Consider the following 13,927-nt stretch of genomic DNA (forward strand, 5'->3'; position numbering starts at 1 on the left):
GTGCCGACCCGCAGATGCGCGGGCCGGCACCGAACCATGCTTGGTCCACCTCGAAGGGACACCGGAGCAGCCGCCGGCCCGAGTTCGGGCGGCCGACGGTTTGCCATCGGAATCAGACCGCCGACCACTTCCTGAGTCGTTTGACCACGTAGTTCAGTGAAGTTTGGTCATCCAGCCGTGGGTGTCGGCGAAGGTGCCGCGCTGAATACCGGTGAGGGTGTCCCGCAACGCCAGGGTTACCTCGCCCGGCTCGCCGTCACCGATCACGAACTCACCTTCCGCGGACTTCACTCGGCCGACCGGTGTGATGACCGCAGCCGTACCGCAGGCGAACACCTCGGTGATCTCACCGCTGATACAACCGCTGCGCCATTCGTCCGTGCTGATCTTGCGTTCCTCGACGGAGAAGCCGGAGTCCGCGGCGAGCGTGAGCAGCGAGTCGCGAGTGATACCGGGCAGCAACGAACCGGACAGCGACGGCGTCACGAGACGGGCATCCGGACCGGAGCCGAAGACGAAGAACAGGTTCATACCACCCATCTCCTCGACGTACGTCCGCTCGATGGCGTCGAGCCACACCACCTGATCGCAACCCTCGTCCGCGGCCTGCGCCTGAGCGAGTAGGGATGCGGCGTAGTTGCCCGCGAACTTGGCAGCTCCGGTACCGCCGGGAGCGGCGCGCACGTACTCGGTGGACAGCCACACACTGACCGGCTTGACTCCGCGCGGGAAGTAAGCTCCGGCCGGTGAGGCGATGAGCAGATACCGATACTCGGCTGCCGGCCGGACGCCGAGGCTTCCTTCGGTGGAGAACATGTACGGACGCAAGTACAGAGCGTCCTCGCCACCGGCGGCCGGTACCCAGTCCAGGTCCACGTCGATCAGCTCCGTGATCGAGTCGATGAACAACTCCGGGGGAAGTTCGGGCATCGCGATCCGTCGCGCGGACTCACCGAAACGCTTCGCGTTGTCCGCGACTCGGAACGAGCTGATCTCGCCGCCCGGCTGCCGGTACGCCTTCAATCCCTCGAAGATGGCCTGTCCGTAGTGCAGGACCATCGCAGCGGGATCGAGCTCGATCTTCCCGTACGGCAGTACCTGGGCGTTGTGCCAGCCCGCGTCGGGCTTGTAGTCGACGGAGACCATGTGGTCGGTGAAATATCGTCCGAAGCCGGGTGCCGCCAAAATGTCACGACGCTCGGCATCGGACCTCGGTGACGGATTCTGGATGCGAGCGAACTCGGCGGCACTTGTCATGGCGGCAATCCTAGCGAACTCGGGAATACCCGTTACTTGGTATGGGTGTCCACGAAGGGCGGTGCCACGACGACGCATCGCAGTGCACGACCTCGAACATCGACCTCGACCTCGTCGCCGGGCGACACTGCAGCATCGGAATCGAGCAATGCCAACGCAATTCCCACCTTGAGGGTGGGCGAGAAGGTGCCCGAGGTCGTCTCTCCGACGGCTGCACCGTCACGAAGAACGCTCAAACCGGCGCGCAGCACTCCGCGGTCGAGGGCCTTGATCCCCCAGAGCTTCCGAGCCGAGCCTGCCGACTTCTCCTCGACCAAAGCCTCTTTGCCCCAAAAGGTCGGTTTCTTCCATCCGACGGCCCACCCACAGCGCGCTTCCAGAGGCGAAATATCGAGCGAGAGTTCGTGCCCGTGCAGGGGGTATCCCATTTCGGTTCGCAGCGTGTCCCGGGCGCCGAGCCCGGCAGCCTGCCCACCCTCGGCCCGTACCACCTCGAGCAGCGATCGGAACACCGATTCACTGTCGCTCCAGCGGGGCAGGAGTTCGTAACCGACCTCACCGGTGTAGCCGGTGCGACACACCCGGATCGGAAGTCCGCCGAGTTCGGAGTCCTCGAACGCCATGTACTCGATCTCCGTCGGCAGGCCGAGCGCCCTCAGCACCGCCCCTGATCGTGGACCCTGCACTGCCAGCACACCGAACTCGCGATGCTGGTTCTCCACGACGACTCCCGCAGGCGCACGAGCGACCAGAGCAGCGACCACATCAGCGGTGTTGGCCGCATTGGGCACCAGGAACACCTCGTCGTCGCTGACGAAGTACGCGATCAGGTCGTCGATCACACCCCCGGACTCGTTGCAGCACAGCGTGTACTGTGCCTTTCCCGAACCGACCTTGCCGAGGTCGTTGGTCAGCGCCGAGTTCACGAACTCCGCCGCGCCCTCACCTCGCACCGATGCCTTACCGAGGTGGCTCACGTCGAACAGCCCGACATTCTCGCGTACCGAAGTGTGCTCGGCCACCACACCCGCGTACGACACCGGCATCTGCCAACCACCGAAAGGCGCGAAGGTGGCACCGAGTTCGACGTGAACGGCGTGAATCGGTCCTTGCAACAGTTGTTCGTCGGTCATAGGCGACAACATATCCGACTCACGCCACCGAAACATGTCGGCCGGGAACTCCTGACGCCCCAGGTATCGCCTGCTGCGGATTCGGGCACCGGGCCTACCATCGACTCAGGCACTTGCCGAAAGATCCGCGAACCCCCTCACATCTGCAGGAGATATCTTGAGCACTCGTACAGCCCGATCATCGGTACCCGATCTGGTACTCGCGGCAGCCTTGGGCAAGCGCGCCGAGGTACTGGTCGTCGGACTGACGTCGAGCCCGGACGGCCCCGAGATCACTCTCGGTGACGGCATCGTCGACGAAGACGTACTGGACGAGATCCTCGAAAGCCTCATCGCCGTCGGAGCGAGCGGCAAGCCAGAGCAGCTGACCCGGGTGCCCGCACCGGCGTCGTTGGCCGTGACCTATGTCCTCGCGGTCGGCCTCGGCTCGGCGGACAAGCTCGACAGCGAGCAGATCCGTAAGTCGTCCGGTGCCGCAGCACGGTCACTGGTCGGGGTCAAAACCGCAGCCACGACACTCTCCGCCCTCGATCTCGCCGCCACGGCCGAAGGGTTCGCGCTCGGCGCCTACAGCTTCACCGAGTTCAAGTCGGTCAAGACCGCCCCGGCCGCCGAAGCCGCTCCACTGGCGCGGGTCGAACTGCTGGTGACCGCACCACGCACCAAAGACACGAAGGCGACGTTGGCCCGCTCCGTCGCGATCGCCGAAGCCGTCGCCGGTGCTCGCGAATTCGTCAACACCCCGCCGAGTCACCTGTTCCCGGCCGAGTTCGCCGCACGGGCCAAGGCACTGGGCGTCGAGGCCGGACTCACCGTGCAGATCCTCGACGAGAAGGCTCTCGAAAAGGGTGGTTACGGCGGAATCGTCGGCGTCGGCAAGGGCTCGTCCCGCCCGCCCCGTCTGGTCCGCCTCGAATACGCGTCGAAGAAGCGTGGCGCCCGCAAGGTCGCCCTGGTCGGCAAGGGCATCACGTTCGACACCGGCGGAATCTCCATCAAGCCTGCGGCCGGCATGGAGAACATGACCTCCGACATGGGTGGCGCTGCCGCGGTGATCACCACCGTCGTACTGGCGGCAAAGCTCGGACTGCCCGTCAACGTCGTCGCCTACGTGCCGATGGCCGAGAACATGCCGTCGGCTACCGCGCAGCGCCCCGGCGACGTCCTGACCCAGTACGGCGGAACCACCATCGAGGTGATCAACACCGACGCCGAGGGCCGCCTGGTCCTGGCCGACGCGATGGTTCGCGCCGGCGAGGACAAGCTCGACTACCTCATCGACACCGCCACCCTCACCGGCGCGCAGATGGTTGCACTCGGCACCCGCACCCCCGGTGTCATGGGCACCGACGAGTTCCGCGATCGCGTCGCATCCATTTCCCAGAGTGTGGGCGAGAACGGCTGGGCGATGCCGCTACCGGAGGAACTGCGCGCCGACCTCGCCTCCAAGGTGGCCGACATGGCCAACGTGACCCCGCACCGCTGGGGCGGCATGCTCGCCGCCGCTCACTACCTGAAGGAATTCGTTCCCGAAGGCGTGCAGTGGGCGCACATCGACGTCGCGGGGCCGGCCTACAACACCGGCGGGCCGTGGGGCTACACCGGCAAGGGCGGAACGGGTGTTCCGGTCCGCACCATGATCGCCGTCCTCGAGGACATCGCGGTCAACGGCTGACCAGTTGCTGTGCGCCTTTGTCAACCGCCGGCGGTTGACAAAGGCGCACAGCAACTCACGCCCCGTCCCTCAGCTCCCGTTCGCGGGCGCGCTTACGCTCGATCCGAGCACGCTCGTCGTGATCGCGCATGCGCTGCGGATACCCGGTCTTGCGAACGTCGTAGACGGGAATCTTCAGATCTTCGCCGAGTTTGCGTGCGCCGCGTTCGCCACCTACCCGACGACGGGTCCACTCGCCGTCCTTCGCGACCAGCACGACTGTGATCTCCGTAACCGTCGTCTCAGGTTCTACGTAGGCCTCCACACCTTCGTGGGCGTGCGCCCAATTGGCCAGATGCTCGGCGTCTCCCTTCGCAGCCGCTACCGACGCGCGCGACGGACGCCTGAATCTGTCGAACAGTCCCATGCTCGTACCTCCTCCAACCGAAGCCGCGGCCATGCCTGGGCGTTGACAAAAGTTTGCCAGGCCGATGTCCGTTACGCCCGCGTTGGACCTACCGTTTGGTTCACTTGACGCGTTACAGACATTCAACCGTTCCTTACTACTAGCGAGTAGACGTCACTCTCGACGCGGGTGACGTCCCCCTCGTCGGACACGCCCGGCGTATCAATGGAAAGATGAACGACGGTGACGCCGCGCCTGCGCGTCGACATCGGCATAAGAACACGACGTAGCCGCACGTCGCGCGCAACACACGAGCAGTACGCTTTGCGACCACAAGTCGACAAGAACTCAACAAACCCGAACACAACTGTCGAGGAGTCAAAAGACATGGCCTTCTCCGTCCAGATGCCAGCCCTAGGTGAGAGCGTCACCGAGGGAACTGTCACACGGTGGCTCAAGCAGGAAGGAGACACGGTCGAAGTCGACGAACCCTTGCTCGAAGTCTCCACGGACAAGGTCGACACCGAGATTCCGTCTCCCGTCGCCGGTGTCCTGACCAAGATCGTCGCGCAGGAAGACGACACCGTGGACATCGGCGGCGAACTCGCCGTGATCGGTGAAGCCGGTGAGGCGCCCGCCGCAGCCGAGGAAGCATCCGCTCCCGCGGCCGAAGCCGCACCCGAGCCCGAAGCTGAACCCGAACCGGTCGCCGAGGAACCTGCGGCCGAGGAGGCACCGGCAGCGTCCGGCGGTTCCGCCGACGGCACCGCAGTCACCATGCCCGCGCTGGGTGAGTCCGTCACCGAAGGCACCGTCACCCGCTGGCTCAAGGCTGTTGGTGACGAGGTTGCCGTGGACGAGCCTCTTCTCGAGGTCTCGACCGACAAGGTCGACACCGAGATTCCGTCTCCCGTCGCCGGCGTTCTGCTCGAGATCAACGCGCAGGAAGACGACACCGTCGAGATCGGCGGCCAGTTGGCCGTCGTCGGCTCGGGCGCACCCGCCGCCGCTGCCCCGGCAGCACCTGCGCCCAAGGCGGAGGCACCGAAGGCAGAAGCCCCGAAGGCTGCTCCCGCTCCCAAGGCAGAAGCTCCCAAGGCAGAAGCTCCCAAGGCAGAAGCTCCCAAGGCTCCGGCTCCGAAGGCCGCACCGCCGGCCTCCGCACCGGCCGCGGAAGCACCGAAGCCTTCCGGTGACAGCAGCCCGTACGTGACCCCGCTCGTTCGCAAGCTCGCCACCGACAACAACGTCGACCTGTCGACGGTCACCGGCACCGGCGTCGGTGGACGCATCCGTAAGCAGGATGTGCTCGCCGCCGCCGAGGCGCAGAAGGCTCCGGCAGCCGCACCCGCCGCACCTGCACCCGCTGCCGCAGCACCGGCGGCAGCACCCGCCGCCACAGCCGGAGTTCGACCTGAACTGGCACACTTGCGCGGAACCACGCAGAAGGCCAACCGGATCCGTCAGATCACGGCCAAGAAGACCCGCGAATCGCTGCAGACCACCGCGCAGCTCACGCAGACCTTCGAGGTCGACGTCACCAAGATCGTCGCATTGCGGGCACGTGCCAAGGCCGGGTTCATCGAGCGTGAAGGCGTCAATCTGACGTTCCTCCCGTTCTTCGCCAAGGCTGTCGTCGAGGCGCTCAAGTCGCACCCCAACGTCAACGCCAGCTACGACGAGGACGCCAAGCAGATCACCTACTACGACGCCGAGCACCTGGGCATCGCAGTGGACACCGATCAGGGTCTGCTCTCCCCCGTCATCCACAAACGCCGGCGACCTCGGCCTGGCCGGTCTGGCTCGCGCCATCGCCGACCTCGCCAAGCGCGCCCGCTCGGGTGGCCTGAAGCCGGACGAGCTGTCCGGTGGCACGTTCACGATCACGAACATCGGCAGCCAGGGCGCGCTGTTCGACACCCCGATCCTGGTACCGCCGCAGGCGGCTATGCTCGGAACCGGAGCGATCGTGAAGCGGCCGATGGTCGTCACCGACGAGAACGGTAACGAGTCGATCGGTGTCCGGTCGATGATCTACTTGCCTCTGACGTACGATCACCGCCTGGTGGACGGCGCCGACGCCGGTCGATTCCTCACCACGGTGAAGCAGCGGCTGGAAGAGGCCTCGTTCGAGGCAGATCTGGGTCTGTAGCCACAAGAGCACGTCGGCGAGGGCACCGTCTCCACTGGGAGACGGTGCCCTTTCCGCTTTCATGCACGTCGTCATCGAGGAGGCTGTCGGAATGCGTATTGTCATCGCCGGTTCATCGGGTTTGATCGGAACGGCCTTGGTGGCCTCGCTGCGCGCGGACGGCCACGAGGTGGTGCGTCTGGTTCGCCGGCCGCCGTCCGGCCAGGGCGAGTCGCAATGGGACCCCGATCACGCGCACCTCGACGCGTCGGTTCTGGACAGCACTGATGCTGTCGTGAATCTGTGTGGCGTCGGAATCGGCGACAAGCGGTGGTCCGGTTCGTACAAGCAAGCCATCCGCGACAGCCGGATCGTGGCAACCGACGTGCTCACCGCAGCGGTGGTGCGCGCCGGCGTTCCGGTCCTCGTCAATGCCGGCGCCGTCGGCTACTACGGCGACACCGGAGACACCGTCGTCGACGAAGACGCCCCGCCCGGAACGGACTTCCTCGCGACGGTATGCCGCGACTGGGAAGCGGCGACGAAACCCGCTGCGGACGGCGGTGCCCGCGTGGTCAATCTGCGCTCCGGCGTCGTGATTTCCGGTCACGGTGGAATCATCGGTCGGTTACGGCCGCTGTACTCCTTCGCTCTGGGTGGGCGCCTGGGTAACGGGCGTCAGTACTTTCCGTGGATCTCCCTCGACGACGAAGTAGCGGCGATCACGTTCGCGCTCACCACCGACACCGTGTCGGGGCCGGTCAATCTGACGGGGCCGGCGCCGGTCACCAATGCCCAGTTCAACCGCGCGATGGCGCGCGTGCTGCACCGTCCGGCCCCATGGGTGGTTCCAGGGTTCGTCTTGGAGGCGGTCGTCGGCGAGTTCGCGAAATCAGGTATTCTCGCGGGCCAACGAGCGGTTCCCGCTGTGCTCGAGAGCGCTGGATTCACGTTCCGTCACAACACGATCGGCGAGGCCCTGCACGCCTCACTGGGTCGGTGACGACGCGCGGTGTCGAACAGGTAGCGGATCGGGCGTAACCTCTGATGTCATGAGTAGCGCTGCAGTTTCGGCCAGGTCCTCGCAACTCCCGATCGTCGTCGAGGACCTCGGAACGATCGAGTACACGGCCGCCTGGGACCGTCAACGCGACCTGGCCGACGCTCGGGCGCAGGAGATCGGGCAGGACACGCTGCTGTTGCTCGAACATCCAGCCGTGTACACCGCGGGCCGTCGAACCGAGCCGGAAGACCGTCCGGTCGACGGCACTCCCGTGATCGACGTCGACCGAGGCGGCAAGATCACCTGGCACGGACCGGGCCAACTTGTCGGATATCCCATCGTCAAGCTCGCCGAGCCGGTCGACGTGGTGCGATACGTGCGACGGATCGAGGAGGCACTCATCACGGTCTGCACCGCGCTGGGGTTGACCTGCGGCCGCGTCGAGGGCCGGTCGGGAGTGTGGCTTCCGGCTCGGCAGACCGACGGGCAGTGGCTGCCCGAGCGGAAGGTGTCCGCGATCGGCGTGCGAGTGCAGCGCGGCGTCGCCCTGCACGGGTTCTCGTTGAACTGCAATTCCGAACTGACCGGCTTCGACAACATCATTCCCTGCGGCATCCGAGATGCCGGAGTTACTTCTCTGTCAAGGGAATTGGGTCGCGACGTTACCGTCGAGGAAGTCACCCCGGCAGTCACCGAGGCCGTCATCGCCGCCCTCGACGGGAAGCTCGAGGTCACAGAACGAAATATAGAACGTGTCGCGTTCGAGGCCCTCGCCACGACACCGACGTTCACTACTGTTCAGTACAGCTGAGAGGCCTTCCCCGGCCCGGGCCTCCCCATGCGACGAGCGTACGATCGACGTCGTGACTATCGCCCCAGAAGGTCGTAAGCTGCTCCGCCTCGAGATCCGAAACGCGGAGACTCCGATCGAGCGCAAGCCCAACTGGATCAAGACCCGCGCCAAAATGGGACCGGAGTACTCCGAACTCAAGGGCCTGGTCAAACGCGAAGGCCTGCACACCGTCTGCGAAGAGGCCGGCTGCCCCAACATCTACGAATGCTGGGAAGACCGAGAAGCCACCTTCCTCATCGGCGGCGAGCAGTGCACCCGCCGCTGCGACTTCTGCCAGATCGACACCGGCAAACCCGAGGCCCTCGACCGCGACGAACCCCGCCGCGTCGCCGAATCCGTTCAGGCCATGGGTCTGCGGTACTCCACCATCACCGGCGTCGCCCGCGACGATCTCCCCGACGGTGGCGCCTGGCTCTACGCCGAGACGGTCCGCAAGATTCACGAACTCAATCCCGGGACCGGCGTCGAGAATCTGGTTCCCGACTTCAACGGCAAGCCCGAACTCCTCGACGAGGTCTTCGCCTCGCGGCCCGAGGTCCTCGCCCACAACCTCGAAACCGTGCCTCGCATCTTCAAGCGGATCCGGCCCGCGTTCCGCTACCAGCGCAGCCTCGACGTCATCACCGCTGCCCGCGAGTACGGGCTGGTCACCAAGTCCAATCTGATCCTCGGCATGGGCGAAACCCCCGAAGAGGTCACCGAGGCAATGGCCGACCTGCACGCAGCCGGCTGCGACATCCTCACCATCACCCAGTACCTGCGCCCCTCACCGCGGCACCATCCCGTCGAGCGGTGGGTCAAGCCCGAAGAGTTCGTCGCGCACTCCAAGACCGCCGAGGAAATGGGCTTTGCCGGCGTCATGGCCGGTCCACTGGTCCGCTCCTCGTACCGCGCCGGACGCCTTTACGCCCAGGCCATGGCCCATCACGGCCGTGAACTCCCCGAGGCCCAACGCCACCTCACCGAAGGCGGCGACGCTTCCCAGGAAGCCAGCTCGCTGATGGCACGCCTGGCTCGCTGATCGTTTTTCTGCCGTGCGCCTTTATTAACCCTGGGCGGTTAATAAAGGCGCAGAGCAGTGGACGTATCCTGGCACCATGGCGAACGGCAGTAAATCCGGTAAGGGCAAGCCCACCAAAGAAGCGAAGGCTGCAGCGAAGGCTGCCCGCAAGCAGGCTTCCAAGGAGCGCAGGTCACAGCTCTGGCAGGCGTTCCAGATGCAGCGCAAGGACGACAAGCTCCTTCTGCCGCTGATGATCGGCACCCTCGTCGGTGTCTCGCTCGTGATGTTCCTGCTCGGCCTTGTCTGGGGTCTGCAGTGGTTCTTGCTGCCGATCGGTATCGTTTTCGGCTTGCTCGGTGCGTTCATCATCTTCGGACGCCGCGTGCAGAAATCGGTGTACAAGAAAGCCGAGGGACAGGCCGGTGCCGCTGCGTGGGCGCTGGACAACATGCGTGGCGCGTGGCGGGTCACCAATGCCGTTGCCGGCACCACCCAGCTCGACGCCGTTCACCGCGTGATCGGCCGCCCGGGTGTCATTCTGGTGGCCGAGGGTGCACCGCAGCGCGTCAAGGCTCTCCTGGCGCAGGAAAAGAAGAAGACCGCCCGCCTCATCGGCGACACCCCGATCTACGACATCGTCATCGGTAACGACGACGGGCAGATTCCGCTCTCGAAGCTGCAACGTCACCTGACGAAGTTGCCGCGCAACATCGATACCAAGCGAATGGACAATATCGAAGGTCGCCTGGCAGCGATCAGCTCGCGTGGAGGTGGAGCAGCCCTCCCCAAGGGTCCGATGCCTGGTGGCGCGAAGATGAAGGGTATGCAGCGCACCATCCGGCGCCGCTGACACATCTGTGTACGACGAAAGGCCCGAGTCCAACCGGACTCGGGCCTTTCGTCATTGTCAGTACCGCGTCAGCGGGATCGGACGAGGAGGGTCCCCGTAGCCCGATCCTGCATGCCACGACCGTCGATGTCGGTGATCGTTCCCGGAATGACGAACACCAAAAGGGCTTGCCGACCGAGTGCACGCAGGAATCCGACGCGGATCGGTCCTTCGATTCGCGCCACCTGCAATCCCGCGACGAACTGGCCGGGAGTGAAGTTGAACAGTGACACGGTGACGACACCGACTGCGAACCAAACCATGAGGGTGATGGTGGAGGTCTTGCCGTCGAAGAAATCACCGGTGATGAGCGCGGAAACTCCTACGGCCATCAACCAGTCCAGTAGCAGAGCGAAGAGCCGACGACCCGACCCGACGAGCGATCCCGGACCTTCCTGCGGGAAACCGAGCAATTCGCCGCGGTAGGACTGCTCGCGTCCGTCGGCGGACTTCGGCAGAGCTGCTTCAGGCCCAGAGAGCCAAGATCCGGTGATACGTGCCATGCTGTCAAGGATAGGCGTCGCGGCACAGTAGTCCAGATTGCTGACATTTCCGTGTGTGGCCAGTCACATCTATCCCGGAAATCCCCAGGATGCCTCGACACGTAACACTGGCGAAACAAAGGGTTGACGAGCGGGCAACACCAGATCCCTACCGTCTGCCTCGACGGATTCAACCGACATCACTTGGCTGAAGCGACTTAAGGAGCACAAGCGTGGCGTTCACCACGGCCGAAGAGGTCATCAAGTACATCGCGGACGAGAACATCGAGTACGTCGACATTCGGTTCAGCGACCTGCCCGGCGTTCAGCAGCACTTCTCCATTCCCGCGTCTGCTTTCAACCAGGACGTCTTCGAGGACGGTCTCGCGTTCGACGGTTCGTCCGTCCGCGGCTTCCAGTCGATCCACGAGTCGGACATGATGTTGCTTCCCGACGTCACCACCGCACAGATCGATCCTTTCCGTAAGGCGAAGACGCTCAACATCAATTTCTTCGTCCACGACCCGTTCACCCGGGAGTCCTACAGCCGCGACCCGCGTAACGTCGCCCGCAAGGCCGAGGAGTACTTGGTCAGCACCGGCATCGCGGATACCGCATTCTTCGGCGCCGAGGCCGAGTTCTACATCTTCGACTCGGTTCGCTACGACTCCGGCATGAACTCCGCGTTCTACGAGCTGGACTCGGTGTCCGGTTCCTGGAACACCGGCGCCGAGACCAACGCCGACGGTTCCCCGAACCTCGGCTACAAGGTCCGCGCCAAGGGCGGCTACTTCCCCGTCGCACCGTACGACCACTACGTGGATCTGCGCGACGAGATCTCCACCAACCTGACCAACGCCGGCTTCGAGCTCGAGCGCGGCCACCACGAGGTCGGCACCGGCGGACAGCAGGAGATCAACTACAAGTTCAACACGCTGCTCGCCGCAGCGGACGACCTGCAGCTGTTCAAGTACATCGTCAAGAACACCGCGTGGCAGCACGGCAAGTCGGCCACCTTCATGCCGAAGCCGCTCTTCGGTGACAACGGCTCGGGCATGCACGTGCACCAGTCGCTGTGGAAGGACGGCAAGCCGCTCTTCCACGACGAGTCCGGCTACGCAGGCCTGTCCGACATGGCCCGCCACTACATCGGCGGCATCCTGCACCATGCCCCGTCGCTGCTGGCGTTCACCAACCCGACGATCAACTCGTACCACCGTCTGGTGCCGGGCTACGAAGCCCCCATCAACCTCGTCTACAGTCAGCGCAACCGCTCGGCGGCCGTCCGAATCCCGATCACGGGCAACAACCCCAAGGCCAAGCGTCTCGAGTTCCGCGCACCTGATTCCTCGGGTAACCCGTACCTCAACTTCGCCGCGCAGATGATGGCCGGCCTGGACGGCATCAAGAACAAGATCGAGCCCCTCGCTCCCGTCGACAAGGATCTCTACGAGCTCCCGCCGGAGGAGGCACGCAACATCCCGCAGGCTCCGACCAACCTCGAGACGGTCATCAACAACCTCGAGAAGGATCACGAGTACCTGACCGAGGGTGGCGTCTTCACCTCCGACCTGATCGAGACCTGGATCTCCATCAAGCGCGAGCAGGAAATCGCTCCTGTCAACCTGCGTCCGCACCCGTACGAGTTCGAGCTCTACTACGACGTGTGATCCGCACTTGACATCTGTCGAGCTCCGTTAGCCCGAAGCCGCCCGGCCCGCATCTGTGGGTCGGGCGGCGTCGTCTGGGTCGGGTCACCTCTCCCCCGGCGACACCGACAATGGGCACCTCGACACCGGCGGACGACGGATCGGGTCTCCGCGTGCCCGGAAGCCCACACCGGCTCCGCAGCGCACCGTCCGCGGCCCGGGTCCGGACGATCGGCGATGACACACCGTGAGTCCGGGCAACGTGCAGACAGGTGCGTGTACCCGACCTGTCGCGTTTACAGTGCCGAACGCCGTCGACCATGTGGTCCAGGCTGCTGGAGAGCGTGACGACATGCGTTCCATCCGGCAACATTTCCGAAAACGGCGGGACTCGACAAGGCGCAGGTTGCGGTCTTCGGGTGCTGCAACCGTGGGATCAGAGCAACCGACATCGACAAGCACCGACTCCGGAACTACCAGAGCATTCTCGCTGGGGACGGCACCGTGGCGGACATCGACGACGTCGCGATGGACGTGTGACGCTACTGTCCGGCGAGCTGCGCGACAACGACACCCTTGCGACGGTCATCTGATGGCCGACTCCGCTCAGTAGTACACCGGCCCGGGGACTCCGCCGCCTACGGCGACGGCATCGCCGGTGATCCCCACACTGCGCGGCGAGGCGAGGAACGTGACTACGTCCGCGACCTCGGCGGCGTCGATGATCCGGTGCAGTGAGTTGGTCGCGATTCCGGCCTCGATCTCCGCTACCGTCTTTCCGGAGTCGATCGCTTCCTTCGCGATCCGGGCGGTCAACCGTTCCGTGCGTGTCACTCCAGGGTGGACGACGGTGACGTTGATTCCCTTGGGCCCCAACTCGTCTGCCAGGTTTTTCGTCAATGCGGACACACTCACGTTGCGAATGGTCTGCGCGATGGACGACGCCTGGCGCGCACCGAGTCCACTGATGTTGATGATCCGCCCCCACCCTTGCTCGACGAGGTACGGCGTCACCGCGCGTGCGGTCCGAAGATAGCCCAGCACTTTCACTTCGATCTGTTCGCGCACGACGTCGTCGGTGGTCGCCGCGAAGTCGGTCGGTGCGCCTGCACTCCAGGGGGTGGCCGCGGAGTTGACGAGGATGTCGACGCCGCCGAACTGGTCGGCGATGCGCGTGACAGCGGACTGGACCGAATCCTCGTCCCGGGTGTCGGCGGAGACGCCCAGCGCGCGGACACCGAACTCCGATGCCAGATCGCGCGCGACGGCTTCCACGGTCTCGGTGGTGCGCGCAAGCACGGCGATGTCGACACCTTCTGCTGCCAGTGCTCTGGCGACGGCCAGCCCGATGCCTTTGCTTGCGCCGGTGACTATCGCGCGTTTACCCGTGAGATGAAGGTCCATGGCTGCGACATTATCCAGCGACGACTACCGCGTCACCGGTTACGACCAGCCTGCTCGAAACGG

11 protein-coding genes and 1 pseudogene are annotated in these 13,927 nt (G+C 64.9%); 7 read left to right on the top strand and 5 right to left on the bottom strand.

What is annotated here, in order from left to right:
- Positions 1-153 precede the first annotated feature (153 nt).
- Positions 154-1,257: a branched-chain amino acid aminotransferase gene (locus ABH922_RS12555; RefSeq protein ID WP_424807231.1), complete on the bottom strand. Its 1,104-nt coding sequence runs from the start codon at positions 1,255-1,257 to the stop codon at positions 154-156.
- A 32-nt stretch (positions 1,258-1,289) separates the two neighbouring features.
- Complete coding sequence (gcvT, locus tag ABH922_RS12560; RefSeq protein ID WP_424807232.1) at positions 1,290-2,390, bottom strand: glycine cleavage system aminomethyltransferase GcvT; 1,101 nt, start codon at positions 2,388-2,390, stop codon at positions 1,290-1,292.
- A 157-nt stretch (positions 2,391-2,547) separates the two neighbouring features.
- On the opposite strand from gcvT, the gene ABH922_RS12565 reads away from it, so the two are divergent.
- Positions 2,548-4,065, top strand: a complete 1,518-nt coding sequence (locus ABH922_RS12565; protein ID WP_424807233.1) for a leucyl aminopeptidase — start codon at positions 2,548-2,550, stop codon at positions 4,063-4,065.
- A 55-nt stretch (positions 4,066-4,120) separates the two neighbouring features.
- On the opposite strand, the gene ABH922_RS12570 is transcribed toward ABH922_RS12565, so the two are convergent.
- Complete coding sequence (locus tag ABH922_RS12570; protein ID WP_424807234.1) at positions 4,121-4,471, bottom strand: oxidoreductase; 351 nt, start codon at positions 4,469-4,471, stop codon at positions 4,121-4,123.
- 366 nt (positions 4,472-4,837) lie between these two features.
- Between ABH922_RS12570 and sucB the strand changes: the two are divergent.
- The 5 genes and pseudogenes from sucB (at position 4,838) to ABH922_RS12595 (ending at position 10,290) form a co-directional block, all read left to right on the top strand.
- Positions 4,838-6,602: pseudogene (gene sucB, locus ABH922_RS12575) on the top strand (2-oxoglutarate dehydrogenase, E2 component, dihydrolipoamide succinyltransferase).
- A gap of 91 nt (positions 6,603-6,693) precedes the next feature.
- Positions 6,694-7,584 carry a TIGR01777 family oxidoreductase gene (locus tag ABH922_RS12580; RefSeq protein ID WP_424807235.1) on the top strand — a complete coding sequence of 297 codons (891 nt, stop codon included), beginning with the start codon at positions 6,694-6,696 and terminating at the stop codon, positions 7,582-7,584.
- A gap of 49 nt (positions 7,585-7,633) precedes the next feature.
- The gene (gene lipB, locus ABH922_RS12585) at positions 7,634-8,395 is read left to right on the top strand and encodes a lipoyl(octanoyl) transferase LipB (RefSeq protein WP_424807236.1); all 762 of its coding nucleotides are present in this window, start codon (positions 7,634-7,636) and stop codon (positions 8,393-8,395) included.
- A gap of 52 nt (positions 8,396-8,447) precedes the next feature.
- Entirely contained in the window at positions 8,448-9,458 is a 1,011-nt protein-coding gene (gene lipA, locus ABH922_RS12590) for a lipoyl synthase (protein ID WP_424807237.1), read from the top strand.
- Between the two features lie 76 nt (positions 9,459-9,534).
- Positions 9,535-10,290, top strand: coding sequence for a DUF4191 domain-containing protein (locus ABH922_RS12595; RefSeq protein ID WP_424807238.1), 756 nt, complete (start codon positions 9,535-9,537; stop codon positions 10,288-10,290).
- A 68-nt stretch (positions 10,291-10,358) separates the two neighbouring features.
- On the opposite strand, the gene ABH922_RS12600 is transcribed toward ABH922_RS12595, so the two are convergent.
- On the bottom strand, positions 10,359-10,832 hold the full coding sequence (locus ABH922_RS12600) for an RDD family protein (RefSeq protein ID WP_424807239.1): 474 nt from the start codon (positions 10,830-10,832) through the stop codon (positions 10,359-10,361).
- Between the two features lie 212 nt (positions 10,833-11,044).
- On the opposite strand from ABH922_RS12600, the gene glnA reads away from it, so the two are divergent.
- Positions 11,045-12,481: a type I glutamate--ammonia ligase gene (gene glnA, locus ABH922_RS12605; RefSeq protein ID WP_424807240.1), complete on the top strand. Its 1,437-nt coding sequence runs from the start codon at positions 11,045-11,047 to the stop codon at positions 12,479-12,481.
- Positions 12,482-13,066: 585 nt separating this feature from the next.
- On the opposite strand, the gene ABH922_RS12610 is transcribed toward glnA, so the two are convergent.
- Positions 13,067-13,864, bottom strand: coding sequence for an SDR family NAD(P)-dependent oxidoreductase (locus ABH922_RS12610; protein ID WP_424807241.1), 798 nt, complete (start codon positions 13,862-13,864; stop codon positions 13,067-13,069).
- Positions 13,865-13,927 lie beyond the last annotated feature (63 nt).

The sequence above is a fragment of the Rhodococcus sp. 27YEA15 genome, assembly GCF_049739425.1.
GTDB lineage: Bacteria > Actinomycetota > Actinomycetes > Mycobacteriales > Mycobacteriaceae > Rhodococcus_F.